The following is a 26,998-nucleotide window of genomic DNA, read 5'->3' as shown; positions in this document are numbered from 1 at the left end:
ATTAACTGACCACTACTTGGGCCTGGTGCGTTTCAAGTAACTGGACAATGTAATAATTCTCCGCTGCTGAGAACGTCAACTGTAACTGTGCCGTTAATTGCTGATTGGCAGCTTGCACCACCGGATACCACTTTGAGCTGACAATATCGGGCATTTCTTCGCTTGGCGCTGAAATATCGTCCTTAATCGCTGTTCGTTCGAGGGCGCCAGCAAGATGCATAATTAGATCGATTCGAAACGCATTCGTCATCGAACCAACTAGGTGTTCGGCGATCAATTCGCTATACTGCCACAGAATCCCCGTTAACTTGCGCGGATTCAGGAACGTGAAGTAATCTCCAAGGTAGCGTTCGCATAGTTCTGGTGTCAATTGCTGACTTTCTTCCACCTTACTCTGAGGTGAATTCATACCAGTCGCTAACTGATCAATAAATTTTTCACCGCCACCTTGAAGCAACTCTTCAAGTGATATAAACGGCACATCGAGGTCAGGTTGAGTGATCCCCGTAGCCGCGATAATTTGATAGTTTTGACTGATTTGTTTGAGGCGCGCCGCCATCTCAACAACTGAGATTGGAAAAACGGTGATTCCCTCAATAAAGTTCTGTGCTAACAAACTATCCAGAATCGTCTTAATCCGTTCAGCAGTACCCACACCGGTCGCGCAAATGGCAATAATGGCACGTTGATCAGTACTGTCATCTGCTGCAGCCGGTTTGACCGGTGTTTCTTGACTCTCAGTTGGCAAATTCCGCGAGATTCGTGAATAGCCTTTAAATCCAACTAGTTCTTGGTACATGGACTCCAAATCGTTGTCGACTAAGCTAGCTTTACGCACTGCTTCGAGGACAACCGGAGTGGTGACCATATCAATCGTCCGCATCGCAATCCCAGTTTCTTCCTGGATACGATCACCAAACGTTGCCAATGAGCCCATATCAACTAGTAGTAGAATCCCTTTACCTGAATCAAGTTCTTCCGCTTTTTGTTTAATATGCTGATAGGCGACGCTGGGATCCATATCAAGTGGCATATCAAACGCTTGGACATCGTAGTCATCTAACAATTGCCCCACCACTTGGGCCATTGACGACGCAGTACTCATACCGTGCGCAGCAACCAATACCCCAACTTTACCGTTGAGCTGCATTGATTTTAGCGAAATCAACAGGATGGCTAAGTAATAGACCTCGGATTGAGGAATCGGCAAATTATAGCGTTCTTCAAGGCCACGTTTCAAAACTTCGGCTGCTTTGATTTCCGCTGGATACTCCTTAACCATTGCGAGCATATCCGAACTCATCTGCCGCATCGGTTTACCGGCCTGAATTCGTTTGATGAACGAACTGATGTGCAAGCTAACCGCGTAGATAAAATTATCCTTGAAGTTATAGCCCAGCATCTCTTGAATCGTCATCTGTGACGTTTTAGTAAAATCAATCACATCTTGATCAACGATTTCCGCCAGTTTATCCTCTGGAGAAACTGCTAGCTGGTTCTGTTTGTAGAAGGACTTCAAATGAAGATTGATATCCGTCGTAATAAACCGATTAATGTGTTCCTTATCGAGTCCTTCACGCCGTAGCAATCCCGCCTTGTCACCAATAATTTCATATAAGTTATAAGGCAATTCATAATTATCGTTCTTATTACGTAAAGGCATGGGGCCGTCATTCGGCTTCACAATCAGCACTGGGTCTAACAATTCCGAGATTGCACCCAATTCGTGGCGATTAGAGGCAACCGTCATCAAACCATTACGAATATTTTGTGGCAAATCATCCATCGTAATGGTGATTTCACTGTCATTTTCAATGCTATTAACAAATCCTTGCGCACAAACCAACTGAATATTCGACTTCAACTGGCCGACGTTACCAAATGTGACTGAGCCCAATAGCGCTTGCACAACGTCTTCCGTTAACCGAATCTGTTTGTTGATTCGATTAGCTTCTAAGGACAACAGCGCTTTCAAAAGTTCTAGGCGTTCCTTAGCTGAACGGTTGTTAAAGGCTGGCAGTTGAATCGTAATCGGAATCCGACGTACGAAGGTTTGTAACAACGTACTCTCAGGATCTTCAGTCGTGGCACAGACTAGGCGCACGTTTGCATGGTGGTTCTTGGACGTTTCACCTAATCGTGAGTATGTCCCATGATCCATGAAGTAGAAGATCATTTCCTGACCCTCAGGTGGCAAACGGTGCACTTCATCGAGGAAGAGCATGCCGCCATCAGCTTCCTGAATCAAGCCATCTTTATCCTCATTAGCCCCTGTAAATGATCCCTTAACGTAGCCAAATAGATGTGACATCAGCAACTCTGGATTATGCGCGTAGTCCGCACAGTTAAACGTGATTAACCCCTGAGGATCAGTCAATACTTGCTGACTTTCAGCAAAACGATACATGGCGTTTGCAAAATAGGTTTTCCCAGAACCAGTAGGACCGATAATCAACGTATTAAGTCCACGAGGCGGATACAGCGTGGCTGCTTTGGCCTGTTCTACTTGATTAGACAGGCTTTCACGAGCACCAATCATGTTATTAAAAATGTCATTGATGCCAGGTGCCATCGTATTAGCAGTTGGTGTAACGCTATGAGCAGGCGTAGCGTTCTGTGCAGATGCTGCTTGTTGATGCTCCCCTGTCACTGGCGCATAGTGGACGGGGCGTCCACTCAACTTCAGTAGTTGGCCTTCCCGTACCAATGTATTTAGTTCCTTACTGACATTAGAACGTGCAACGGTCAGGGCGCTCGCTACCATGGTAGTAGTCATCCCTTCAGCGTCACTATGCTGACAAACATATTCAAAAATCTTAGATTTTCTGGTCAACCTGGCCACTCCTTTAGTCGTTCAACGATTCTGTTAAAGTGAATTAATACACTGTGATACTCTATAGTTTACCACATCGTGTATTGAACCCCTACTCGTATTCTCTGTATCAACCAGCTGGGCTTTTATGACGCCCACAAAGGAGTGTGACAAAGGCCAGTTAGCTTCCGTAGCTAAGCGAAAGTTTTTGTCTTTTGATCACGTTCCAGCTATTACTGTTAGGTACAAAAAAGGAGCTATGACTTATATCACAGCTCCTTTTAGCTTATTTCTTTAAATAATTATCACGATTCTTGCCTTTTAATGCTCGTTTAACAACATCAAAGAAGGTAAGTGACCGCACGATTTTTTCTGGCTTAACATGCTGTCTGACCACTCGTAACACCCGTTTAGGATCCTTAGATGAGAAAGAATACATGCCATTTTTCTTGGTTTTCAGTGCATACCGTGGAATCCAGCGACCTTTAAACATGACTGAAACAACAACACTTTCAACTTCGACCCAAGGAATCTGAATATAGTTACGTGCATTACGCTCATCATAAAATTCAAACCCTCTATCGCCAATCATGATTTGACCGTAATCAGTCATGCCTAGATGTGAGTTTCCTTTAATTACTAATTCTACTTTGGTATTAAGTGATTCGACCATTTAAATTACTCCATTCCTTCTCAAATTATTCCCAATTTAATTATACGGTGTTTGTTGTGTTTACGCAAAACTAGCGCAATTAGTAGACCTACCCTGTTATCACCCTGAATAAAAAATAGATGGACCCCGAAGAGTCCATCTAAGTTTATCAACGAGTCTCACTACGATCTGATGATTCAGATTGCAGTTTCAACAATATATAAATTGCTTTTTACATAACACCAAGAACGTGCATGATAACACCAAAGGCGAAAAGACCGAAGATAATGATGATTGGTGAAACTTTCTTCTTTAATAACCACATACATAAGAATGTAATGATTAAAGCAGCTAAACCAGGAATTAATTGATTTAAGTTATCTTGTAAAGTCGTAACCTTGTACTTGTCTAATGAAAGACCAGCTTTTTGTTGAACCAAGGCTTCTTTGACACCAGCAGCACCCTTTGGTAATTTGTCCCAATCAATGTAAGCACCTGAGGCTTGCTTGATGGTCGAAACTTTAACGGGGCTGAAGTCAACCGTAACCCAACGTTCAATCAAGGCAGGTAAGATGAACATCCCTAAGATAGAAGCACCCTTGGTAATGTCTTGTAAAATACCACCTGATAAATCTTCAGTAATCTTAGAACCGGCTTTGTACCCGAATTCTTGAGTGTACCACATGAAACCTAAACGAATTGCATTCCATACAACGAAGTAAAGAATTGGTCCCATGATACTACCACTTAAAGCTAATGAAGCGGCTAAGGCACCAATGATTGGTTTCAAAGTGAACCAGAATACGGGATCACCAACACCAGCCAAAGGACCCATCATACCAACCTTAACCCCTTGAATCGTAACGTCATCAATGGGAGCACCATTAGCGCGTTCTTCTTCAAGTGCCATCGTAACACCAAGGATTGGTGAAGCGACGTATGGGTGGGTATTAAAGAATTCCAAGTGACGCTTCAAAGCAGCGGCACGGTCTTCTTTAGTTGTGTATAACTTCTTCAAAACTGGGATTAACGTAAATGCCCAGCCACCATTTTGCATACGTTCGTAGTTCCATGAACCTTGAAGGAAGTTAGAACGAACCCAAACTTTAATACGATCATTTTTAGTTAATTGTACTTTATTATCAGCCATTGTCTTTACCTCCTTCGTTAGTATTTATCGATGATATCGCCGACAGGGTCACCAGTATTGGAACCACCACCGTTACCAGAACCGCCCATCTTAGAAAGGTTCAAGTAGATAAGAGCCATGGCAACACCAATAGCACCAAGTCCGATAAGTGTGATTTCGCTAACAGCAGCTAAAACGAAACCAAGAGCGAAGAATGGCCACATTTCGCGTGAAGCCATCATGTTGATAACCATTGCATAACCAACGGCAACAACCATACCACCACCGATTGATAAACCATCAGTTAACCAAGCAGGCATTGCGTTAAGCATTGAACGTACTGGCGCAGCACCAACAGCTAAGATCAATGCAGCTGGGATGGCAATACGTAAACCTTGCATACAGATGGCGATAATTTGCCATAAATCAATCTTAGCAAAACTACCTTCTTCAGCAGCACGGTCCATAACGTGAGCAATCAAAGTTGCTAACGTACGAGCAATGATGGTAAGTAATAAACCAGCAACGGCTAAAGGTACGGCAATAGCAATGGCGGATGAAACTCCGGCACGGCCTTGGCCACCAAGAACCAAAATAATTGCGGATGCAATAGCGGCTAAAGCAGCATCAGGAGCAACTGCGGCACCAACGTTTGACCAACCTAAGGCGATCATTTGTAGGCTACCACCTAAAATAATACATGGTACTAATTGACCAGTAACTAAACCGATCAGCGTACATGCAACAACTGGTTGGTGGAAATGGAATTCATCTAAGATACCTTCCATACCAGCCAAAAATGCTACAATTACGACTAAAATCATTTGAATTGCGTTCAAATTCATGATTTAATCCTCCATTTTCTTCTGATAGTGATTACTTTTGTTCATTTAACATGTTTTGAGCTTTTTTCAAGATGTTATTCATATTGTCCTTACCATCTGAAGGAACTTTACGAACATCGAATTCGATGCCATCTTGTTCCAACTTCTTGTAAGTATCAATGTCATCTTGGTCAAAGGCCAAAACTTTGTTTGGTTGAACTTTACCAGCTGAATGAGCCATTGAACCGATGTTCAAGGTCTTAATTGGAACGCCACCTTCGATTGCACGTAAGGCATCTTGTGGTGTTTCGAATAAGATCAAGGCTTTTTGACCACCAAAGTGCTTATCATCTTTAGCAATCTTGATCATTTGATCGATTGGAATAACGTGGGCATGAATACCAGCAGGTGAAGCTTGCTTGATCATGTTGGTCCGTAAGTCATCCTTTGCAACGTTGTCAGAAGCAACAATAATCCGAGTTGGGTTGATTGTCTTACTCCAGGCAGTGGCAACTTGACCATGCAATAAACGTGAATCAATCCGAGCTAACCCATATTCAAGGCTCCCTGGACGACCTGCGTTAGCATTAGTAGCAACTGCTGCAGTCTTTTCTTCCTTAGGTTCAAGGGCTTCAGGACGAACCTTAACCCCATCCTTAGCAGTTTCGATGATGTGAGTCGCAATTTCGTGTGCTGACTCCATCGAAAGACGTGAAGCATATGCTTCAATCAACATTGGCAAGTTCAAACCTGAAACAATTGCCCATGTGTCCTTGTGTGCTTCAAACAAGCCGTTGACTTGATTGAATGGTGTACCGCCCCAAAGATCGACTAAGAACAAGACTTGTTCTTGATCGTCAAACGAAGCAATGGCTTTTTCTAACTTAGCCTTGATGTCGTCAGGACCTTCGCTAGGCATCAACGTAACGGCTTGAACGTTTTCTTGTTCGCCGAAAATCATTGAACCTGATTGATGAATGCCTTTAGCAAATTCGCCATGACTAGCAATAATAATGCTTACCATCTTTGTACCTCCTATTTTTTTCGTTACAGTCATATAAAACGAATAAATAATATCTAAATTGCCTGTAACTATTTATGTTTTTAACACTGTAAGCGCAATCTTTTTCGCACTCACTAATATATATGCAACTTCCGTGCCAAAATACACTAAAACTAAAATACCGGTTTAAAGCGGTCTATTCCAATACACTATCTATAATACAGTATTAAATTCATTGTTTTGTGTATTAATTAGCGTATTTTTTAATACAAACTTACAAATCGCTAGACTTTTATTAAGTTGTTAGCGAATTCATAATCCGTCAAAAGACAGGTTTCTTGCTAGTTGCTTAGTCTGATTTAAAGAATCACTTTCTTCCATTGAGTAAAGATAATTAAATCTACTATATTAATAGTGCTTCCTTAACCGAATGCTACTAGTTCCTCGGATAGAAGTTCTAGCTACTTACAATGATACATTTAATAGCTGAGACATAGCATTTTTACACCATTCAAGAAAGCGCTTAACTCAATAGATTCATTATAATACGGGGAACCGTGTGATTAAACCCAAAAATCCGTCAAAGTTAGTAATCCAACTATTGCAAGGACGGTTTCAAAATCAGTATCGCTTTTGTCCAAAACAGATGCGATTACAACCGTTCACACTAATAATCCACAACAAAAAACCGGCATCTCAACGTTTACACGTCTCAATACCGGTTCCTGATTCATTAGTGCGGCCAAGAAGATTCGAACTTCCACCGAGTTGCCCCGACAAGATCCTTAATCTTGCGCGTCTGCCAATTCCGCCATGGCCGCAAATAACTCACAAAAATTATTTTAACAAATTTTTGTGAGTCTGACAAGCTTCTTTTATGCTTTTTGTACTTTAACACCCGTTGCATCCATCGGTAACAAGAATAACTGCCCGGTTAATGTCGCATCCGCAGCTAAATGTTGCTGCAAGGTTGCCAACTGACCATAGTCGCCCAGCGTAATAACTGTTGGACCGGCCCCACTCAGATAAGTGCCAGTAATTCCCAACTCATGAGCAATCTGTCGTACATGCGCCAACGCAGGCACTAAGTCCGCGCGATACTGTTCGTGAAATTGATCTTGCTCCAATAACGGAAACGCAACTTCCCAGTTTTGAGTCGCTAAGGCCGCCACTAACGTATTACCCACGCTGCTACCCGCAATCGCCTGCTTGAATGGCAAGTCTTTCGGCAACGCTGCCCGACTTGCCGAAGTTAATAGCTCTTCGTTTGGCACATAAACACTTGCAAACAACGTTGGTAGTGCCAGTTTGACCGCCTGCACCTGTTCATCCAAGTACGTCGACACAACCAGGCCACCAAGTAGTGCCGGTGCCACGTTATCTGGATGACCTTCCAACGTCGTCGCCGCTTCTAACAAGTCAGCAGTAGTCCGTTGTGCACCCGTAAGTTCGTTAGCGAGCACTAGCCCCGCCACAATTGCAGTCGAACTACTCCCTAATCCACGTGCTAGTGGAATCTTTGAATCCATCTGCAGATGTTGCGGATGCAAATCAGGTACTAAGTGTAACGCTGATTTGATAATCAGATTACGCTCATCTGTTGGTACGTCTGCGCCAAACGGATGGTCAATCTGCCAATGATCACTCGGTTGTAACACTTGTAGCGTCAGTTGCATATCGAGTGCTAAGCCGATCGAATCAAACCCGGCACCGAGATTAGCTGAAGTTGCTGGTACTGAAATGGTTAACATTTGCTCACCTACGCATTCTTCAAAACTTTATAACTAGCAAGTAACTGCATATTATCCTGTTCGCCAATCTCACGTGTAATATCAGCCAATTGTTGATCATTCATTGCATGAGTGATAATCACAACGCGAGCATTACCGTCGCCTAACTGGTTTTGAATAATCCGACTGAATGAGACTTCTGCGCGCGTCATGATTGCCGTCAGCTTCATCATCATCCCGGGTACGTCCCGCATTTTTAAGGCGATGAAGTGTGGGTAAACCACATCTTCGGGTGTTGCCAAAACAGTCTCTTGACGATACGAGTTGAAAGTATTCCCATTGGTATTCAGTGCAATGTTCTTGGCAACCGTCGTGATATCACTCAACACACTGTTAGCGGTTGGGAGTTCACCAGCACCCGGACCGTAGAACATCGTATCACCCACGGCCGTCCCAGTAACCATCACCGCGTTATTTTCATTCTGCACCGTTGCCAATGGGTGGTGGTCAGAAACGAGGACGGGCCCGACTGATACTGCGATGCGGTCATCAATCTCTTCCGCAATCCCGAGTAGTTTGATCGTATACCCTAGCTGGTTAGCTTCGGCGATATCTTCCGGACTGATCTTCGTAATCCCTTGTACTTGAACATGATCGAGTGACAAGCTCATCCCAAACGCAAACTGGGTCAGGATGATCATCTTAAATGCCGCGTCCAATCCTTCAACGTCATTCGTTGGATCACTCTCGGCAAAACCAAGGTCCTGAGCTGAACTCAACGCTTGATCGTATGACCACTGCTTAGTTAGCATCTGCGTCATGATGTAGTTAGTCGTTCCGTTGACAATTCCCATGACTCGCTGAATGTGGTCAGCTGCAAAACTGTTGTCGATTGTCCGCAAGATTGGAATACCACCAGCAACACTAGCTTCATAGAAGAGGTCGCGATGATTTTCACGCGCAATCGAAACGAGTTCACGACCATACTGCGCAATCAAATCCTTATTCGCTGTTACCACGTGTTTACCAGCCTGTAGTGCCCGCGTGATATATTCTTTGGCGGGGTGAATCGATCCCATTACTTCGACCATAATCTGAATGGACGGATCATCGATCAACGTCTCAATTTGGTCGGTCAGCTGAACGTCCCCCAATTCAACTTGTTCGTGCTTCTTCAAGTTGTGGACGACCACGCAAGCGAGTTCCAGTTTACGGCCAGTAATTTCTGAAATTTTCGCTTGGTGAGCTTGTAGCATCTTAACAACACCGGTGCCGACTGTACCCAGTCCAACCACTCCAATTTTAATCGTTTCCATCGTAAATCCCTCCATATTCTAAATAGTTAAGCTAATTCTATCGGAAGCCCTGAACTTTAGCAAACCTTTTCACACCAATCGAATCGGGCCTCGACAACGCCCACAAGTATAGCGTGTCGTGTCCATGCGGCGCTTACGATAATAACGTTGTCCGCAGCGCTGACACTGGTACAGATAGCGATAAGCTTGTGTCGTCTTCTGCTTCGGTGTCGGTGCGTACCGTGAACCACCTACTTGGGCCAATAGCCGCTTAAAATCAGTATCGCGGTGCCGATAACCCCGGTGCGCTAGGTGCAGATGATAGTGACACAGTTCATGCTTAATGACCCCGAGCAGAGTGGCTTCATTGAAATCCGTCAGCATCTTCGGGTTAATGTCGATGTTGTGTGATTCCAATTGATAGCGGCCACCCGTCGTTCGCAACCGTGCGTTAAAGTAAGCTTGGTGTAGAAATGGTTGTTGAAAATCTCGCTGGGAGATTTCAACAACCATTTGTTGTAACTGTTCATCAGTCATTAGACTGATCAGCTGGCGCAACCATTGTCAGGGCAATCCGGTGACGTTGTTCGTCAACTTCCTCAACCCAGACCGTGACGATATCACCAACGGATACCGCCTGGCGTGGATCTTTCAAAAACTTGTTCGATAGCTTAGAAACGTGAACTAACCCGTCCTGTTTGACACCAATATCAACAAACGCGCCGAAGTCGACGACGTTACGCACGGCACCTTGTAGTTGCATGCCTGGCTTCAAGTCGCTCATCTTCAATACGTCTTGTCGTAGTAATGGTGCTGGCATGGTGTCACGCACGTCACGACCGGGTTTTTGTAAACTCTCAATAACATCCTTCAACGTTAACGTTCCCACACCCGTACTAGCCGTAACAGCTGCTAAATCTACTAGATTTAACTGTTGGGCTTTGGCTGTTCCCACATCGGTTGTCTTCAATCCAGCCGCTGCTAATAAAGCTTTAGCTGCTGGGTAACTTTCCGGATGAATATCCGTATTATCAAAGACGTTCTTGCCATCAATAATCCGTAAGAATCCGACTGCTTGCTCGTACGCTTTAGGTCCTAGACGGGCAACCTTCTTCAACTGTGGCCGACTGGTGAATTCACCATTGTCGTCCCGATAAGTCACCACGTTTTGGGCAATCGTACTCGACAATCCTGAAATATGCGTCAACAATTCGGAACTAGCCGTATTCAGATTGACCCCAACCTGGTTAACGGCCGTCTCAATTACCGTATCCAACTGAGCAGTCAACGCTTTTTGAGGAACGTCGTGCTGGTACTGACCAACCCCGACTGACTTCGGATCGATCTTAATCAATTCAGCCAATGGGTCCTGTAAACGACGACCGATACTGATGGCACTCCGCTGTTCAACGTGTAACTCTGGGAATTCCGCACGGGCCTTGTCACTAGCAGAGTAAACGGAAGCCCCCGCTTCATTGACGATTACATAATAGACTGGACGGCTGATTGTCTTCAGAACTTGTGAGACAAATTCTTCAGATTCACGTGAGGCCGTCCCGTTACCGATCGCAATCATCTCAACCTGGTACTTTTCAATAAAGGCTTTAAATTCGCCCGCAGCGGCTTCACGCTTGGCATTTGCCGCTGGCTTGTGAGGATAAATCACTAATTTATCAAGGAACTTACCATTAGCATCCATGACGGCTAACTTACACCCTGTTCGATAAGCGGGGTCAAAACCGAGTACGACCCGCCCTTTTAGGGGTGCCTGCATCAACAAGTGATACAAGTTATCACCGAACACATTGATGGCCTGTTCGTCAGCGGCATCGCTCAATTCGTTACGAAGTTCACGTTCAATTGCTGGACCAATGAACCGTTTGTAAGCATCCTGATAGGCCGCCGTAACTAGTTCAACGGCTGGTCCCTGATGTTGACCAACAAACCGAAAATGACAGTAGCGTTCGATACTAGTGTTATCAATCTCAATGCTGACTTTGAGGACCTTTTCCTTTTCACCACGGTTCATGGCTAACACGCGGTAAGGAACCATCTGTTTAATTGGACTACTGAAGTCATAATATTGTTGGTAAACACCCTGTTCATCCAACGCTTTACCCTTAGGTTTAACCGTCGCAACGACCTGCCCACGGTTACGAGTCTCATTACGCACCCAGTTACGAAGACTAGCATTATCGCCAAAAGCTTCGGCTAAGATTTCATGTGCACCAGCCAAAGCCGCTTCCGTATCAGGGACTTCTTCCGCTGCATTCACAAATTCAGCAGCGTGTTCTTGAATACCACTTGCTGGAAAACGCAATAACCAAGCTGCCAGTGGTTCTAAGCCAGCATCCTTGGCAATCGTTGCCTTAGTCCGGCGTTTTTGCTTATATGGGAGATACAAGTCTTCGACGTCTTGTAGTTTTTCAGCCTTTTCGATTGCTTGCTTGAGAGCTGGTGTCAACTGTTGCTGTTCATTGATCAGCTTGATGACATCCGCTTTACGCCCTTCTAAGTTAGCCAACCGATCATAATTGTCTTTGATTTCCCGGATTTCAACTTCATCCAGTTCGCCAGTACGTTCTTTACGGTACCGCGCAATAAATGGCACCGTATTACCCTCATCCATTAAACCTAAGACCGCCTTGATCTGTTGCGGCTTAAACTTAGTTAGGGTCCGATTAACTAGCTTTAGAATTTCATTATCCATTATTTCACCCAATCTTTTTAATCTCGTTACATTATATTATACGCGTTTTGCATTGTATTTCCGCGTAAACCGGCACGGGTCAACAACTCATTCATCATCTGCCATTAAGTCCAACTTGCTTGGCGTATTCATCCAGGATACTAAAAGGAGGCCGCAGCCTTAGCTACGTCCCCCTCCTATCTTTACCGATGTTACATGACTGAACTCATAATGCGTTGCACATTATTAGAAATCCGGCCCATTTCGGCTTCCTGATCCTTTTCAGCTTGGTCAAAGACCGCTGTATCAATCGTTTGCTTCTCGATATCGATACTGTTAGTCATGGCTGCACAAGCATTGGTGTAAGCTTCATACGCCGCAATCAAGTTACGGTGTCGACCGATTAAACGAGCAGGTGCGGCAGCTTTCTTCAATAATGCAAGGTTTTGTTGATACTGTTCAGTCCCATCACTGAATTCCATTTGAATATCATTGAATTCAGCGGGTACCATTTGAGCCACCGCGTCGTTATCAATTGCCTGACGTAGCTTTTCAAATTCTGGGTTCAATTCTTCACCCATCTTTTCAGTACTTTCAATCACCTTTGATAACACTGGCATGTACGTTTGAACCGTTGCTTTTTTCATAAACGTAGCTCTTTTCTTTAGATTAGTTACCTCTATTTTACCAGTAACCACTCACTTACGCTCGACGTAATCGCCGGCGTTGGAAGAACTTAACAATTTCGACAACTACGACCATTGATAAGGACGCAATCACGACAATTCCCCATTGGTAAGCATCTAAGTGACTCACGTGGAAGATGCCGTTTAAGCCAGGCACAACAATCGTCATAGCTAACATGACAAACGCAATCAAGATTGCCCAGTTAAAGAACTTGTTGCGGAACAAGCCAACTCTAAACAGTGATTCATGAATCGACTTCGAGTTAAACGCGTGGAATAACTGAATCAAGCCTAATGTTGCAAAAGCCATCGTCAACGCATCCGCGTGCATGGCAGTTGAGCTTGCGTGCACTGGATAAGTTAACGCTAACCAGTAAACGAATAACGTGATTCCACCTTCAAGAATCCCTTGGTAGAGAATGCTACTGAAGACGCCACCGGAGAAGAAGTTTGAATTACGTCCACGTGGCTTGTGTTCCATGATGTTCTTTTCAGTTGGTTCGACACCTAACGCAATCGCTGGTAAAGTATCGGTTACTAGGTTGATCCAAAGAATGTGGACGGGTGCTAAAATCTGCCACCCAAGCATCGTCATGACGAACAGAGTCAAGACTTCACCCAAGTTAGCTGATAACAAGTACTGGATTGCTTTTTGAATATTGGCGAAAACTTTACGCCCTTCTTCAACAGCAACCACGATTGTTGCGAAGTTATCATCCGCTAAGACCATGTCACTGGCACCCTTAGAAACTTCAGTACCGGTGATTCCCATCCCGATACCAATGTCGGCGGCTTTCAGGGCAGGCGCATCGTTAACACCGTCACCAGTCATGGCAACGACTTTACCGCGTTTCTGCCAAGCATTCACGATTCGGACCTTATGTTCTGGTGCGACCCGCGCGTAAACGGAATAATCGTCAACTTTTTTACCGAATTCAGCATCGCTCATATCGTCGAGTTCTGCCCCAGTAATCACGGCATCGTCATCACCAGCTTCAATAATTCCTAAACGAACCGCAATGGCTTCCGCCGTATCACGGTGGTCACCGGTAATCATCAATGGACGAATACCAGCTGATTTCGCTTCGGCAACGGCTTGTTCAACTTCTGGCCGTTCAGGATCAATCATCCCGACCATCCCAGCAAAGACCAATTCGTTTTCTAACGTATCGGTATTAACCGTCGTTGGTACCGTGTTGATAATCTTATAAGCAAAAGCTAGAACTCGTAAAGCTTGGGTAGCTAACTCATGGTTAGTTGCTAAGATCTGGTCACGACTAGTCTTGGTCAACGGTTGAACGTCGCCGTTTGTTTCAATCTGGGTCACACGTTTGAGTAATTCATCTGGCGCACCCTTAACGGCTACCAAGAAACTACCGTCTGATAATGGGTGAACCGTTGACATCAACTTACGTTCCGAATCGAATGGTACTTCGTTGACACGGGGACGGTCCGTTAACAGTTGATTAACTGGGTAGCCCTGATCCAAGTTGTATTGGATCAACGCCGTTTCGGTTGGGTCACCGGCTAAACCGTCTGCCATGATCTTCGTGTCATTACTTAAAATCATCACTTGCGCTAAACGACTGTCGATTGGTAATTCAGTCGTCCGTGCATTTACCAATTCTTGGTTAACAACCAGTTTTTCAACGGTCATCTTGTTCTGAGTTAATGTCCCGGTCTTATCAGAAGCGATAATGTCGGTACTACCTAACGTTTCAACAGCAGGCAACTTACGAACTAAGGCGTGACGTTTGGCCATCCGTTGAGTTCCTAAAGCTAACGTAATCGTTACGATAGCGGGCAACCCTTCTGGAATAGCGGCAACGGCTAACGAAATTGCCGTCAATAACATATTGATGAGACTTTCTTGACCACGAAGCATCCCGATACCGAAGACCACGGCCGCAATCACTAAGATTAAAATCGTTAATGACTTCCCTAATTGCGTTAAGTTCGCTTGTAGTGGCGTGGTGGTCTCGTCAGCTGCTTCGATCATCCCGGCAATCCGACCAACTTCAGTCTGCATCCCAGTAGCAACAACGATCCCAGTTGCGCGACCATACGTCACGTTACTGTTCATGTAAGCCATGTTGATCCGATCCCCAATTGGTAAATCGCCGGCTTCTAACGTTTCAGCTTGCTTCTCAACTGGCACTGATTCACCAGTCAGGGCTGATTCTTCAACCTTCAGTGAGGCACTTTCAATCAAGCGTAAGTCAGCGGGAACGATATCCCCCGCTTCCAAGGAGACAATATCCCCTGGAACTAACGCGTCACTCTTAACGGTCTGAAGTTGACCATCACGCAAGACGGTTGCATCCGGTGCCGCCATCTCTTTAAGTGCGTTGATTGCTTCTTCAGCCTTGGATTCTTGGAAGACCCCGAAGACTGCATTCAACACGACCACCAGTAAGATGATGATGGCATCGACACCTTCACCGGTAAACGCAGCGATTAAAGCTGCGACCAGTAGGACGATAATCATGAAGTCCTTAAACTGGGCGATAAATTTCTGTAACAATGACGTGGTTTTCTGCTGGTTCAAAGCGTTGGGGCCATATTGCTCCAAGCGCTCCTCAGCTGCAGTTCCTTGTAAACCGTGTTCATCAGTCCCTAATTCCTGATAAATCGCGGGTAAAGATTGTTGGTACTTTGGTTGGTTACTCATAGTAAGCTCCTTTTCTGGCATTTGGCTCTCATTTTCTATTTATCCCGTGAGATAGAAAATGAGACCCATGTATGCACGCAAAATTGTGTGAACATACATAAGTCTCACTATTTAAGACAACACCGGATTGGCTTCTTGTTGACGGCATTGTCGCAGAATATCTCTGCTAGTTACTCCCTTATGAATATAACGTAAGAATATCAGATTCTATTAATTCTGTCTACTAGTTTAACCTATTTCCAAAAACTATCGTAGACGGTAATAGCTGCGTGACGCTTGTGAGCAGTCTTCAGATACCATGCTTCGATCTTAGTCGCCGCATCGTCACTGATGGTCTTGCCTTCAAGGTAATCGTCGATTTCATCATAGTGCACACCGAGCGCAACTTCGTCAGGTAATGCTGGCCGGTCTTCTTCAAGATCTGCCGTAGGTACCTTGTCGTATAAATGCTTAGGTGCATTCAATACGGCTAGCATCTGCTTACCCTGACGTTTATTTAATCGCCACAATGGCACGATGTCGGCACCACCATCACCGTACTTGGTGTAAAAACCAGTTACGGCTTCCGCAGCGTGGTCAGTCCCCACAACGGCACCTTGCATTTCGCCAGCGATCCCGTATTGGACAATCATCCGTTGACGTGCTTTGATGTTACCTTTGTTAAAATCACGAATCGTTAAATCGTTGGCTTCCAAAGCTGTTACCATCGCATCGGTGGCTGGTTGAATATCCACTCGGTCGGTAACGTCAGCCTGCATGAAGTCGATGGCTTCCATAGCATCCGCTTCGTCAGCCTGATTGCCATAAGGTAACCGCACTGCGACGAATTGATAGTGATCGTCGCCAGTTTCCTGACGCATCTCTGTAATGGCCATTTGCGTTAACTTACCAGCTAGCGTTGAATCCTGACCACCAGAAATGCCGAGAACGTAAGTCTTCAAAAAGCTATTCTTCTTCAAGTAAGCCTTCAAAAAATCAATACTGCGCCGGATTTCTACTTCTGGATCAATTGATGGTGCGACGTGTAACGCGTCAATAATTTCAGCTTGTAATGGCCGCATTAGTCAGTTTCCTCCTGGTCTTTATGGTTAACTCGGTCACGAACAGCAGTAATGATGTTCATCTTGTGATCGTATAATTTCTGTGACAAATCGACTGGGTAGTCTTGCGGATTCAAGTCCCGCTTATATTCGTCCCAGAGTGATTCCAAGCTTTCAAACGAGTATTCCTTAATCTCATCAAGACTTGGCAAGTCATAAACTTGCTTACCCTGATCATAGATTGGAATCAATACTGGGCGGGCATCAAAGTCACTGACCGTCTTGTTGATATACGTGTAACTTGGGTGGAACATGTAGATGGATTCTTCATTACGAGGATCTTCGTCATATAACGTGACGTAATCACCTTCTGATTTACCATCGGCCCGCTTAGTGATTCGCCAAACTTGCTTCTGCCCAGGTGTCGAAACTTTTTCAGCATTATTCGACAATTTAATCGTATCAACCATCTGTTGGTGATCGTCTTCGATGGAAACCATCTTATAAACGGCACCCAGAGCTGGTTGATCAAACGCCGTAATCAGCTTGGTCCCAACGCCCCACACACTGATTTTAGCACCCTGCATCTTCAAGTTTTGAATCGTCTTTTCATCTAAATCGTTGGAAGCATAAATTTTTGCATCCGGGAAGCCGGCTTCATCCAGCTGTTCCCGCACACGTTTGGACAAGTACGCCATGTCGCCGCTATCGATCCGGACACCTTGGAAATTGATCCGATCACCCATCTCTTTAGCAACTCGAATCGCACTTGGCACACCACTTCGTAACGTATCGTAAGTATCCACTAAAAAGACACAGTCATGGTGCGTCTCAGCGTAAGCCTTGAACGCTTCGTAATCGTTCCGATAAGTCTGCACTAAGGCATGGGCATGCGTCCCACTGATTGGAATACCAAAGATTTTACCGGCCCGCACATTACTAGTTGCATCAAAGCCACCGATATAAGCTGCCCGGGTTCCCCAAATTGCGGCGTCAAATTCCTGCGCACGCCGAGTTCCGAACTCTAGCAACCCATCTTCACCGACAACTGACTTGATCCGCGCAGCCTTAGTTGCAATCAACGTTTGGTAATTAATAATATTCAACAGTGCCGTTTCAATTAATTGACAGGTCGCCAATGGCCCTTCAACTTGCAAGATGGGCTCATTATTAAAGACCAAGTCGCCTTCGCGAACGGAACGAATGGTTGCATCGAATTTGAAATTTGCTAAGTAATCTAAAAAGGCATCTGAATAACCACCAAGTTCGCGTAAATACGCGATATCAGTTGCCGTAAAATGTAAATTATTGATATAATTAACGACTCGTTCCAGACCAGCAAAGACCGCGTAACCATTTTGGAACGGCATTTTACGGAAGAACACTTCAAACACCGCATGCTTGTTGTGAATCCCTTGTTCCCAGTAGGTTTGGATCATGTTGATCTGATAAGCATCCGTATGCAAGGTAAGACTATCATCCGGATAGATTTGCGTCATGAGTATAATTCTCCATTTCGTAGATAATTACTAGATTTACAGTAAGTTAAGCTTATTTTAGCATTTTTTGTAAAAGTAATGCACTTCAGCACTTAAAAAGTTGCAGAAATTCACGATTTACCTATACTTTAATTAGAATTAGAAAGCGAGGTCGCCTATGTCAGTTCCGTTTGATACGGTTTCCATCTTAGATGTCCCATTTATTAAGACCACTAACGCTGACTTTGTCCAGCAACTTCAACAAGATATTATGAGCCACAAAAATCGGTTTGTTATCACAGCTAACCCAGAAATTCTAATGTACGCCCGCGAACATCCTGATTATCAGCAGGTCATCGCTCAGGCTGACTATGTGACACCCGACGGTATTGGCGTTATTCAGGGCGCTCAAATCTTAGGAACACCACTACCAGAACGCATTACGGGGTATGACACGTTAACCGCCCTGCTCACATGGGGCAGTCAGCATCACCAACGACTTTTTCTGTTGGGTGCTAAACCTGCCGTTCTAGAACAAGTCGTTGCCAATATTCAACGTGATTACCCCGGAGTTGTCATTGCCGGTTCCCACGATGGTTATTACGATGATGAAGCCGCCATTGTCGACCAAATCGTAGCGGCTAAACCTGACATGATTTTCGTTGCCACTGGCTTTCCAAAGCAGGAATTCTTCATTGCCAAGTATCGTCAGCGCTTTGACGCCCTGTGGATGGGAGTTGGCGGTAGCTTTGACGTTGTTGCGGGTGCAGTCAAGCGGGCCCCCATGTTCTGGCAAAACCACCACATTGAATGGCTCTACCGCTTGATCAAGGAACCCAGTCGTTTCAAACGGATGTTAGTTCTGCCACGTTACTTACGATTGGTGAAGAAAATTGCGCGGCAGGAACGGCAGTAATGAGAAATACTGCATCAAGTATGGCTATAAACAAATTAAGTTCTTGATCAAAAACACGGTATCTCAGGATTTTTAAATTCTGGGATACCGTGTTTATTTTTTACAACGTTTTAGTGTCAAAACGGTTCTGTGACAAAAGCCATAGTCGCTTACTGTGCTTCGAATATTAATAGTCGAAACGTGTGAGAAAAGCCAGTTTGTTCCGCTTAACCCGTCTTTCGAATATTAATTGTCGAAACGTGCGTCAAAAGCCAGTTGCCTCCGCTTAGCTACGGAAGCCCAACGATTGAAAACCCCAATCATTCGGCTTCCTAGGCTATGCTCAGCAACTACCCGGCTTTTGGCCCACTCTCCTATTTTTCGAGATAGAATTCAAACCGATTACCAACGTACTGTGTCCGCACGTATTCGAACGGTTCACCCGTCTGCAAGTATGAAATCTGGCGTAAGCGTAACAACGCGTCACCCCGGCGCACTGACAAGTATTCCGCAATGCGCTCTGAAGCGGACATCGCAGAAACCGTCTGTTGCGCCTTACCCGGTACTAGGCTGGCTTTTTCTTCCAGTGTCCGGTATAGCGAACTAGTGACTTCGTCCTTCGTAAACTGTTTAACCAGTCGTTCAGGGACAGTCGCTACTTCAAAACAGATCGGTAAATCGTCGCCGTAGCGAATCCGTTCCATCCGTAGAACTTGTTCGTTAGGTTTTAGCGCTAACTTTTCGCTCTCTGATAAGGATGGACTGGTCACATGGTAAGAGATCGTTTTACTGGATGGTACCTTTCCTTGAGCCAGCATTAGATCGGTAAAGCTGGTGACACCGGACATTTTTTCTTGAACCTTTTGGTTAGCGACAAACGTACCGGCACCGACTCGCCGCTCTAATATTCCCTCGTCAACCAAGGTCTGAATGGCTTGCCGTAACGTCATCCGACTAACATCGAATTGACTAGCGAGTTCTCGTTCAGCCGGGATGCGGTCACCAACGGCCCACCGTCCAGCCTCAATCGCTTGTTTAATTTGGTTGTGAATTTGAATATAAATTGGCGAACTCATGGTACTCATTCCTTACCTCTAATTTATTTAGCTGCTTTGTTACCGTAGCTATAAGTTGCAACAAGGTCTTGGTTACCGTCTAAGATGTTGATATCTGCATCTTTGCCAGCTTCCAAAGTTCCTTTATTCGTTAAGCCGAATTCACGAGCTTGGTTAACTGAAGACATCGTAACGGCGTCAGCAATTCCACAACCAGTGAATTTTTGAATATTCTTGAAGGCGTTGATGAAAGTTAAGACAGAACCAGCTAAGTTACCTTCTTCAAGGCGAGCTTGACCATCCTTAACAATCACTTTTTGGCCACCTAATTCACTGATACCATCGGGTTCGCCCTTGGCGCGCATTGAGTCGGTCACAAGTTCGATCCGGTCAACACCCTTTTGTTCATAAGCGAGTTTGATCATATCGGGAACGATATGGAAACCGTCACAGATCAATTCACAGTACATGTTATTTTCAAGCATGGCATGACCCGTAACACCGGGTTCGCGGTGCTTGAATTCACGTTGCGCATTGTATAAATGAGTGACGTGGGTTGCTTTACTTGCTAATAACTGTTCACGAGTTGCGTTACTGTGACCAACAGAAGGCACGATACCATTTTCCAAACAGTACTTTTCAAATTCACGCGAACCAGGATCTTCTGGTGCGTAGGTGATTAACTTAACGCGACCACCAGATAATTTATTCCAGTTGTCTAATAAGTCAACGTTAGGATCCTTGATGTACTTTTCAGGTTGGGCACCCTTAAAGGATGCGGAGATAAATGGTCCTTCCAAATGAACCCCCTGAATAACTGGGTTTTCATCGGCTGCCTTGTTGATACCTTCCATTGAGTGGTCAAGATTTTCATTGGATTGGGTCATTGTCGTACAGAAGTATGACGTAATCCCTTCACGGGCAACCATATCATTAACCATTTCGTTAATTTCAGCTGGGTTACCGTCCATTGCATCAAAACTATAACCACCATGGCTATGAACATCAATAAAGCCCGGTACAATCGTCTTGCCACTGACAAATTCGATATCATCATCAGGTTGGGCAACGTAATCATCCATTGGACCAACCGCTTCAATTTCCTTACCGAAACGAATGTAGCCGTCATCGATCTTTTCTAGCCCCGTATAAATGATGGCATGTTTTAAAACTTTGCTCATGAACAATTCCTCCTTGGATTTACTGGTTTTATTATAATCGGTATAGACCAAACATGCAACCACCAGTCCCAAGTAATTTGTTATTCGCCCAGTTCTTTAGCAATCGTTGCGTCGATTCCTTTGACAACAGCAGTCATAAAGCCCGCCTCTTCCATTGCCAATAGACCGGCTACCGTCGTACCACCTGGTGAAGAAACTTGATCGATCAAGTCGAACGGAATCTTATCAGACTTCAAAACCATTTCAGCACTACCAAGTGTGGCTTGAGCCGCAATCTTAGTGGCCGCATCCTTACTCAAACCGTGTTTGACACCAGCACGAGCCATTGCGTCAATAAAGAAGTAAATGTAGGCTGGCGAGCTACCGGCTAAAGCTGAAAAAGTACTGAAGTCATTTTCAGCTACTTCGCTAGTTGCACCAATCGCATCAAACAACTTTTGAACCGGCAGCATATTGCTCAGCAGTTAACGTTGCGCTACCGATTAAAGCAGTCATGCCGGCACCAATCGCTACGTTGACGTTGGGCATGATTCGTAATACGGGTAAATCAGGGATGACAGTTGCGTAGTCGGCCAGGCTCAGCCCGGAAACCATCGTAATCACCCATTTACCAGCCGTTAATGCAGGCTGAATCTCTTTTAGGGTGGCTAACGTAATATTAGGCTTAACCGCTAATACGACCACGTCAGCCGCCTCAGCAACAGCTACATTAGACTCTAAGGCATTTAAACCGTTTGCTTGAGCATATGGCTGATAGCTCGTTGCGTGGGCACTGTGCAGATAAATATCTGCTGGTGCGACGGCTTTCATCTTTAGCCAGCCATCAATAATGGCCCGTCCCATGTTACCAGCACCAATAAATCCAATTTTCATGTTTGTTTGCTCCTTTAAATAACTAATTTAACTCTTATCGTACAAATTCAGTTTTCATTTGTAAAGTGAAAGCCCGGCGACTTCCAACTTATTTATTAAGCATATCATTTTACATCGAATTTCAGCATCCGTAATCTAACTCTTAACTATAGACTTTTTCTAATAAGGAGGACGACTTGTATGATTACTTGGCAACAAGAATGGGCTCACTACAAATATTGGGTCATGGCGCATTCGCAACAGACTTACCTAGCCATCCGCGAGCTTGCCAAAGACAATAGCTGGTCAGCCGAAAAAGATGCTACTTTCCACCAATTATTACAAGATGCGGCAAAGATCCCCCCTACCAAGGCGACTTTAACCACCGCCTACCAACATGTCTGGGGCTACTTCAAAAAGCAGTGCACGCCAGTTGAAAGACAGACGTACCTCAGCCTATTAAGTACCCTAACACCAGAACAAGATCAGCTCGGCCCCTTTTTAAAAACATTAGCGATCAAATACCAGGTCGACTACTTGCTTCAGTCCAAAATCATTCAAGACTGTCAGCCACCCCTTCTCACGACAAAAAAAGATTCCGATTCCCTAAAATAGGAATCAGAATCTTTTTTGCCGTATTAGTTCTTGGCAGAGGTGATTAAGTTCAAGATGAATGAGTGCAAACCACCGAATGGATCGTTAGAAACACTAGAAGTATGTGATGCTGAACTAGTAGTTGGTAAACCGGCTTTCCAGAAAATGTAAATTCCCATTTGTAAAGCCCCCCTTCGAATATTAAGTATGTCTTAATTATATACTGTTATTGTCAGTTTATGTAAGTCCCTTTTGATTACCACGTTAACACTTAACACCATTAACTACATTTGATCAAGAATCCTTTTAGTACTCGCAGATTTTAGTGCTATGATTAATAAATTCGCTTAGGAGGTCTATTTTATGAAACCCGAAAGATTTGAGGCATATACAGATGCCGTCATTGCCATTATCGCCACCCTATTAGTATTGGAAATCAAATTGCCTGACAATGACCACTCAGTTCAAACACTAATCACTATTTTACCCAGCTTATTTGCCTACATCGGCACGTTTATCTTCATTTCCTCGATGTGGATCAATCACCACCGCCTGTTTCAACGAGTTAAAAAAATTGATAATCGGCTCATTTGGATTAATATGCTCTATCTATTCTTTTGCTCACTACTGCCAGCGACAACTGCTTGGCTTGGCACCGATTTGTTGTCACGAGTACCGTTAGTCTTGTATTTCTGCAACATCATGAGTATCAATCTATCACTGATTCCGCTGAGAAGAACCGTCTTTAAGTCCAACCCTGACATTGACCCGATCACCTTACAATTTGAGTGGGTTTCATTGGGATTAAATAGTGTTACTTTGATTGTCGCCTTTTTCCAGCCAGTGATTGCTCTAATCCTATTCGTCTTGCATTTTCTATTGTGGATCATTCCGAATTCGTTGTTTAAAGTTAAGGCTTAAGCCGCATAAGTACAGCTTCAAGTAACCTATAGTAATTAAAAAAAACTTAGTGACTGAATTGACACAGTTACTAAGCTTTTTTTCACAAGTAAACGATTTGTTATCCATTTAAGTTAGCTGTTTGATTTCTAACGATCCTGTATTGAGAATACGCTGTATGAAATCCGATTAATTATACATTAACTCATGCTTTTATCCAGTAGCTTAAAAACTTCCATCTAAAACTAATAAAAAAGTGAGTTTCGACTTAAAATCGAAACTCACTTACCGTGAATCAGCTATTGGGCTAGCTGGGTTCGAACCAGCGCATGACAGGATCAAAACCTGTTGCCTTACCACTTGGCTATAGCCCAAAAATAAAATGGAGGGGAGTGGATTCGAACCACCGAACCCGAAGGAGTGGATTTACAGTCCACCGCGTTTAGCCAGACTTCGCTACCCCTCCGTATCAATCAACTATATTAGAATACATAATTTTGAATAAAAAATCAAGCCTTTTTCAAAACTTTTTTCAATTTATTTTAAATCAATGATTTTAGTATCCTGATACCACTCATCCATGAACTTGTCGGCTCGCCATTCATTGATGCGTTTAAGCCAGTAGCCAACCGCCTGATCGTAATACGTCGTCTTAGCAACTTTCAGTGGCTGTGGGTGCACGTGCAGATGTCCAAATAAGACGTGTGCCACTTGGAACTCTTCCAGTAGCTCACCAAGCCGTGGCGTCCCCATTAACGCATTAGCCATGTTCCAGAAGCGATTATCCGTTGAGAACCGCAGATAGCCTGCACGGGGCACAAAATGCGTCATGAACACGACCTGTTTGCCCTCAGCACGTGCTAGACTCAATTGCCCCTTAACCTGGTTCAACATCAAATCTGTGCGTTCTAGGTCACTCATTGGCTGTTTAATCGCCCGGTCAATCCAAAAAGCATTCTTCCACTGCAAAAAAGCAGCCGCTGACGCATCGGGAACATTTTCTCCATATTGATAATCATACCAGCCGTTGTTACCAATGATTCGCCAGTTAGTTGCTGGTATGTCGACATACTGATTATGCAGATACCCATCAAAATGACTCGTTTCAAGCTCGTCATACGAAATACCGTGCACCATGTCATGATTGCCTGCAATCCAACGAACCTGTGTCTGAGCGCCTAAGAGTGCCTGTAAATCGACGACAAATTGTTGACTACGCTGAAAGTCATTAAATAGGTCCCCCGCAATAAGGTACCACTGCACCCCATTCTGTAATAAATAGGCAGCTTGAGCCTGCATCATCGCGGCAGCATCCACCCGGTTAACATCAAAATGATTATCACTACTAAACGCTAATCGTACGATGACGATCGCCTCCAAATAAAAAAAAGATATGCTATCAATAAGATAACATATCTTCCAATAAAATTTAGTTTTAAAGAACGCCCTTCATTGAACGTTTGATCATCGGAATCATCATGAAGAGGATAATCCCCAAGATGACACTGACGATACCAATGGTTGCGAAGTATGGTACTTCAGTCTTGGTCGAGTAGAAACGAACAATCTGTGCGTTTAAAGCACTACCCACGGCATCAGTTAAGAACCACATACTCATCATTTGAGAAGCAAAGGCTCGAGGTGCCAATTTGGTGGTTACAGAAAGACCAATTGGTGAAATCAACATTTCGGCAATTTCAACAACAGCCCAACTACCAACAAGCCACAATGGACTAACTTTACCAGCAGTCCCAAAGAGGGCCCCTGGCATTGCCATAATCAAGTATGATGCACCGGCAAAGATTAACCCAACTGCGAACTTAGTAGGTGAACTAGGTTGTTTCTTCCCCCACTTCATCCATAACCAAACGAATGGTGTGGTGTAAATCATAATGAATAATGGATTTAACATCTGGAAGTCAGAAGCAGCTAAGTGAACAAAACCTAAGTCAAGGTTAACTCGATTAGCAGCGAATAACGCCAATACGGCTGATCCTTGTTCTTCAATTGCCCAGAACAATGCTGCGGCAATGAACAATGGAATGTAAGCTCGTACCCGTGAACGTTCCGTTGAATCCGTCTTTTCTGAAGTTAACATCAAGATGAAGTAAACAACTGGCGTCAAGATAACCAAGATACTGATTAAACTAATGACATTTTCAAGGTTCAACGCATTCATTAATTTCATCAAAACTAAGATTAAGGCAATACCGACAACACCAATAATCGTCCGACGAATAATTTTACTTAAATCACCAGGTTCCAACGGATCAGTTGGGTAAAGGCTAGCTGTACTTAGATTCTTTTTACCATCAAAGTAGTATTGCAAGAGACCAAAGAACATCCCGATTGCAGCAAGTGAGAAACCTAAGTGGAAGTTAACATTTAATCCAATTCGACCAACTAAAATTGGAGCAACAAGTGAACCCAAGTTAATCCCGAAAACGAAGACACTGAATCCAGCATCACGACGGGTATCTTCTGGAGAGTACAACTGACCAACCATGTCAGATACATTTGGTTTCAGCAACCCAGTCCCAATAACGATAAGTGCGATTGATACAAATAAGGCACTAATACCGAATGGGGTTGCTAAGACGAGGTGACCTACCATGATCAGGATCCCACCAATAAAGACGGTCTTACGACTTCCCCAGACCCGGTCACTTAAGAAGCCACCAAGTACACTAGAAACGTAAACCAATGCTGAGTAGATTGACATGATAGAAGCGGCAGTAACTTGATCAAAGCCAAGGCCACCCTTAGCTACACTGTAGTACATGTAATAGATCAGTAATGCGCGCATTCCGTAGTAACTGAATCGTTCCCACATTTCAGTGAAGAACAACGTCCGTAAACCACGGGGTTGGCCGAAGAACGACCGATCCAGTTTTTGCTCTTTATCCAATAGAGATTCCTCCAAACTTATCTAACAGGTGTTTCGTTTAAAACTAACAAATTCTGTTTCTTAATTAAGCATAATAACTATTATACTATCCTTAATCTTATTCAACAATAGCACTAACCGTTTTTTAATCTAATAATCATTAAATAAATTATTATTTGGAATTTATCTTAGTTCAAGAATCCCTTTATGGCAACAAAAGCTATTAAATAGTCTTTTGGTTTAATTTAAATACTCACAGACGCTAATATCAAATTCTAATTTAATACAAAATAATTAATGCTTGATGAATGTCTTTTTCGCACATCTTATCATTAAAAATCTTATTAAATAAACCAAATCACCAATATTGATAGTTTAGATGTCATCGTCTCAACTTACTTGTTATTAAACAAAAAAACGAGGTAATCACCATGATAAGTGATTACCTCGTTAACTTATATATTCAGATTGTAATAAAAAACGGGAACCATGTCCCGTCCAAGAAGTGCCGGCTACCAGAGTCGAACTGATGACCCTCGGTTTACGATACCGATGCTCTACCAACTGAGCTAAGCCGGCATGATATAAAAAGAGATGTTAACACAGAATGCCAACATCTTCTGTC

At 43.9% G+C, this 26,998-nt stretch carries 21 protein-coding genes, 4 tRNA genes and 1 pseudogene; 3 read left to right on the top strand and 23 right to left on the bottom strand.

What is annotated here, in order from left to right:
* Position 1: 1 nt before the first annotated feature.
* From ACG95_RS02075 to ACG95_RS02010, 14 genes are all read right to left on the bottom strand, one after another.
* Positions 2–2,833: a sigma-54-dependent transcriptional regulator gene (locus tag ACG95_RS02075; protein WP_047998908.1), complete on the bottom strand. Its 2,832-nt coding sequence runs from the start codon at positions 2,831–2,833 to the stop codon at positions 2–4.
* A 265-nt stretch (positions 2,834–3,098) separates the two neighbouring features.
* A complete protein-coding gene (locus tag ACG95_RS02070) occupies positions 3,099–3,485 on the bottom strand; it encodes a DUF956 family protein (protein ID WP_047998907.1) in 387 nt (128 codons plus the stop codon).
* Between the two features lie 211 nt (positions 3,486–3,696).
* Entirely contained in the window at positions 3,697–4,614 is a 918-nt protein-coding gene (locus ACG95_RS02065) for a PTS system mannose/fructose/sorbose family transporter subunit IID (RefSeq protein ID WP_047998906.1), read from the bottom strand.
* Positions 4,615–4,631: 17 nt separating this feature from the next.
* Entirely contained in the window at positions 4,632–5,438 is an 807-nt protein-coding gene (locus tag ACG95_RS02060; protein WP_047998905.1) for a PTS mannose/fructose/sorbose transporter subunit IIC, read from the bottom strand.
* 31 nt (positions 5,439–5,469) lie between these two features.
* Positions 5,470–6,441 carry a mannose/fructose/sorbose PTS transporter subunit IIA gene (locus tag ACG95_RS02055; protein WP_047998904.1) on the bottom strand — a complete coding sequence of 324 codons (972 nt, stop codon included), beginning with the start codon at positions 6,439–6,441 and terminating at the stop codon, positions 5,470–5,472.
* Positions 6,442–7,157: 716 nt separating this feature from the next.
* Positions 7,158–7,241: transfer RNA gene (locus ACG95_RS02050), tRNA-Leu, on the bottom strand.
* Between the two features lie 54 nt (positions 7,242–7,295).
* Positions 7,296–8,171 carry a homoserine kinase gene (gene thrB / locus ACG95_RS02045; protein ID WP_047998903.1) on the bottom strand — a complete coding sequence of 292 codons (876 nt, stop codon included), beginning with the start codon at positions 8,169–8,171 and terminating at the stop codon, positions 7,296–7,298.
* 8 nt (positions 8,172–8,179) lie between these two features.
* Entirely contained in the window at positions 8,180–9,466 is a 1,287-nt protein-coding gene (locus tag ACG95_RS02040) for a homoserine dehydrogenase (RefSeq protein WP_047998902.1), read from the bottom strand.
* A gap of 69 nt (positions 9,467–9,535) precedes the next feature.
* Positions 9,536–9,982: a SprT family protein gene (locus ACG95_RS02035; protein ID WP_047998901.1), complete on the bottom strand. Its 447-nt coding sequence runs from the start codon at positions 9,980–9,982 to the stop codon at positions 9,536–9,538.
* A complete protein-coding gene (locus ACG95_RS02030) occupies positions 9,975–12,155 on the bottom strand; it encodes a Tex family protein (protein WP_047998900.1) in 2,181 nt (726 codons plus the stop codon). Before ACG95_RS02030 ends, ACG95_RS02035 begins: the two co-directional genes overlap by 8 nt.
* 191 nt (positions 12,156–12,346) lie before the next feature.
* Complete coding sequence (locus ACG95_RS02025; RefSeq protein ID WP_047998899.1) at positions 12,347–12,781, bottom strand: hypothetical protein; 435 nt, start codon at positions 12,779–12,781, stop codon at positions 12,347–12,349.
* Between the two features lie 55 nt (positions 12,782–12,836).
* Positions 12,837–15,491 carry a cation-translocating P-type ATPase gene (locus ACG95_RS02020; RefSeq protein ID WP_047998898.1) on the bottom strand — a complete coding sequence of 885 codons (2,655 nt, stop codon included), beginning with the start codon at positions 15,489–15,491 and terminating at the stop codon, positions 12,837–12,839.
* A gap of 233 nt (positions 15,492–15,724) precedes the next feature.
* Positions 15,725–16,552 carry an ammonia-dependent NAD(+) synthetase gene (gene nadE, locus ACG95_RS02015; RefSeq protein WP_047998897.1) on the bottom strand — a complete coding sequence of 276 codons (828 nt, stop codon included), beginning with the start codon at positions 16,550–16,552 and terminating at the stop codon, positions 15,725–15,727.
* Positions 16,552–18,030, bottom strand: a complete 1,479-nt coding sequence (locus tag ACG95_RS02010; protein WP_047998896.1) for a nicotinate phosphoribosyltransferase — start codon at positions 18,028–18,030, stop codon at positions 16,552–16,554. The genes nadE and ACG95_RS02010 overlap by 1 nt, the downstream gene beginning before the upstream one ends.
* Positions 18,031–18,187: 157 nt before the next feature.
* Between ACG95_RS02010 and ACG95_RS02005 the strand changes: the two genes are divergently transcribed.
* Positions 18,188–18,925, top strand: a complete 738-nt coding sequence (locus ACG95_RS02005) for a WecB/TagA/CpsF family glycosyltransferase (RefSeq protein ID WP_047998895.1) — start codon at positions 18,188–18,190, stop codon at positions 18,923–18,925.
* A 353-nt stretch (positions 18,926–19,278) separates the two neighbouring features.
* On the opposite strand, the gene ACG95_RS02000 is transcribed toward ACG95_RS02005, so the two are convergent.
* The 3 genes and pseudogenes from ACG95_RS02000 to proC form a co-directional block, all read right to left on the bottom strand.
* Positions 19,279–19,980, bottom strand: coding sequence for a GntR family transcriptional regulator (locus tag ACG95_RS02000; RefSeq protein ID WP_047998894.1), 702 nt, complete (start codon positions 19,978–19,980; stop codon positions 19,279–19,281).
* A 23-nt stretch (positions 19,981–20,003) separates the two neighbouring features.
* Entirely contained in the window at positions 20,004–21,140 is a 1,137-nt protein-coding gene (gene nagA / locus ACG95_RS01995) for an N-acetylglucosamine-6-phosphate deacetylase (protein WP_047998893.1), read from the bottom strand.
* 80 nt (positions 21,141–21,220) lie between these two features.
* A pseudogene (gene proC / locus ACG95_RS01990) lies at positions 21,221–22,013 on the bottom strand (pyrroline-5-carboxylate reductase).
* A gap of 180 nt (positions 22,014–22,193) precedes the next feature.
* On the opposite strand from proC, the gene ACG95_RS01985 reads away from it, so the two are divergent.
* Positions 22,194–22,607: a YbgA family protein gene (locus ACG95_RS01985; protein ID WP_047998892.1), complete on the top strand. Its 414-nt coding sequence runs from the start codon at positions 22,194–22,196 to the stop codon at positions 22,605–22,607.
* A 23-nt stretch (positions 22,608–22,630) separates the two neighbouring features.
* Here the strand turns inward: ACG95_RS01985 and ACG95_RS14885 are convergent, their stop codons facing one another.
* Positions 22,631–22,765, bottom strand: coding sequence for a hypothetical protein (locus tag ACG95_RS14885; protein ID WP_272946168.1), 135 nt, complete (start codon positions 22,763–22,765; stop codon positions 22,631–22,633).
* A 184-nt stretch (positions 22,766–22,949) separates the two neighbouring features.
* On the opposite strand from ACG95_RS14885, the gene ACG95_RS01980 reads away from it, so the two are divergent.
* Complete coding sequence (locus tag ACG95_RS01980; RefSeq protein WP_047998891.1) at positions 22,950–23,507, top strand: TMEM175 family protein; 558 nt, start codon at positions 22,950–22,952, stop codon at positions 23,505–23,507.
* 281 nt (positions 23,508–23,788) lie between these two features.
* On the opposite strand, the gene ACG95_RS01975 is transcribed toward ACG95_RS01980, so the two are convergent.
* The 5 genes from ACG95_RS01975 to ACG95_RS01955 all read right to left on the bottom strand — a co-directional run bounded on the left by ACG95_RS01975 (position 23,789) and on the right by ACG95_RS01955 (position 26,952).
* Positions 23,789–23,860: transfer RNA gene (locus ACG95_RS01975), tRNA-Gln, on the bottom strand.
* Positions 23,861–23,869: 9 nt separating this feature from the next.
* Positions 23,870–23,952, bottom strand: a tRNA-Tyr gene (locus ACG95_RS01970).
* A gap of 71 nt (positions 23,953–24,023) precedes the next feature.
* Positions 24,024–24,866: a metallophosphoesterase gene (locus tag ACG95_RS01965; protein ID WP_053072632.1), complete on the bottom strand. Its 843-nt coding sequence runs from the start codon at positions 24,864–24,866 to the stop codon at positions 24,024–24,026.
* Between the two features lie 55 nt (positions 24,867–24,921).
* Entirely contained in the window at positions 24,922–26,394 is a 1,473-nt protein-coding gene (locus tag ACG95_RS01960; protein WP_047998890.1) for a peptide MFS transporter, read from the bottom strand.
* Between the two features lie 485 nt (positions 26,395–26,879).
* Positions 26,880–26,952: transfer RNA gene (locus ACG95_RS01955), tRNA-Thr, on the bottom strand.
* Between the last annotated feature and the right edge of the window lie 46 nt (positions 26,953–26,998).

The organism is Lactiplantibacillus herbarum, from assembly GCF_001039045.1.
GTDB classification, from domain to species: Bacteria; Bacillota; Bacilli; order Lactobacillales; family Lactobacillaceae; genus Lactiplantibacillus; species Lactiplantibacillus herbarum.
This window is presented reverse-complemented; position numbering and strand designations above follow the sequence as displayed.

What these genes read in the sequence shown, in the direction of transcription:
- ACG95_RS02070 (WP_047998907.1), bottom strand. Translation starts at nt 3,485, where the DNA reads ATGGTCGAATCACTTAATACCAAAGTAGAATTAGTAATTAAAGGAAAC.
- ACG95_RS02065 (WP_047998906.1), bottom strand. Translation starts at nt 4,614, where the DNA reads ATGGCTGATAATAAAGTACAATTAACTAAAAATGATCGTATTAAAGTT.
- ACG95_RS02060 (WP_047998905.1), bottom strand. Translation starts at nt 5,438, where the DNA reads ATGAATTTGAACGCAATTCAAATGATTTTAGTCGTAATTGTAGCATTT.
- ACG95_RS02055 (WP_047998904.1), bottom strand. Translation starts at nt 6,441, where the DNA reads ATGGTAAGCATTATTATTGCTAGTCATGGCGAATTTGCTAAAGGCATT.
- thrB (WP_047998903.1), bottom strand. Translation starts at nt 8,171, where the DNA reads ATGTTAACCATTTCAGTACCAGCAACTTCAGCTAATCTCGGTGCCGGG.
- ACG95_RS02040 (WP_047998902.1), bottom strand. Translation starts at nt 9,466, where the DNA reads ATGGAAACGATTAAAATTGGAGTGGTTGGACTGGGTACAGTCGGCACC.
- ACG95_RS02035 (WP_047998901.1), bottom strand. Translation starts at nt 9,982, where the DNA reads ATGACTGATGAACAGTTACAACAAATGGTTGTTGAAATCTCCCAGCGA.
- ACG95_RS02030 (WP_047998900.1), bottom strand. Translation starts at nt 12,155, where the DNA reads ATGGATAATGAAATTCTAAAGCTAGTTAATCGGACCCTAACTAAGTTT.
- ACG95_RS02025 (WP_047998899.1), bottom strand. Translation starts at nt 12,781, where the DNA reads ATGAAAAAAGCAACGGTTCAAACGTACATGCCAGTGTTATCAAAGGTG.
- ACG95_RS02020 (WP_047998898.1), bottom strand. Translation starts at nt 15,491, where the DNA reads ATGAGTAACCAACCAAAGTACCAACAATCTTTACCCGCGATTTATCAG.
- nadE (WP_047998897.1), bottom strand. Translation starts at nt 16,552, where the DNA reads ATGCGGCCATTACAAGCTGAAATTATTGACGCGTTACACGTCGCACCA.
- ACG95_RS02010 (WP_047998896.1), bottom strand. Translation starts at nt 18,030, where the DNA reads ATGACGCAAATCTATCCGGATGATAGTCTTACCTTGCATACGGATGCT.
- ACG95_RS02005 (WP_047998895.1), top strand. Translation starts at nt 18,188, where the DNA reads ATGTCAGTTCCGTTTGATACGGTTTCCATCTTAGATGTCCCATTTATT.
- ACG95_RS02000 (WP_047998894.1), bottom strand. Translation starts at nt 19,980, where the DNA reads ATGAGTTCGCCAATTTATATTCAAATTCACAACCAAATTAAACAAGCG.
- nagA (WP_047998893.1), bottom strand. Translation starts at nt 21,140, where the DNA reads ATGAGCAAAGTTTTAAAACATGCCATCATTTATACGGGGCTAGAAAAG.
- ACG95_RS01985 (WP_047998892.1), top strand. Translation starts at nt 22,194, where the DNA reads ATGATTACTTGGCAACAAGAATGGGCTCACTACAAATATTGGGTCATG.
- ACG95_RS14885 (WP_272946168.1), bottom strand. Translation starts at nt 22,765, where the DNA reads ATGGGAATTTACATTTTCTGGAAAGCCGGTTTACCAACTACTAGTTCA.
- ACG95_RS01980 (WP_047998891.1), top strand. Translation starts at nt 22,950, where the DNA reads ATGAAACCCGAAAGATTTGAGGCATATACAGATGCCGTCATTGCCATT.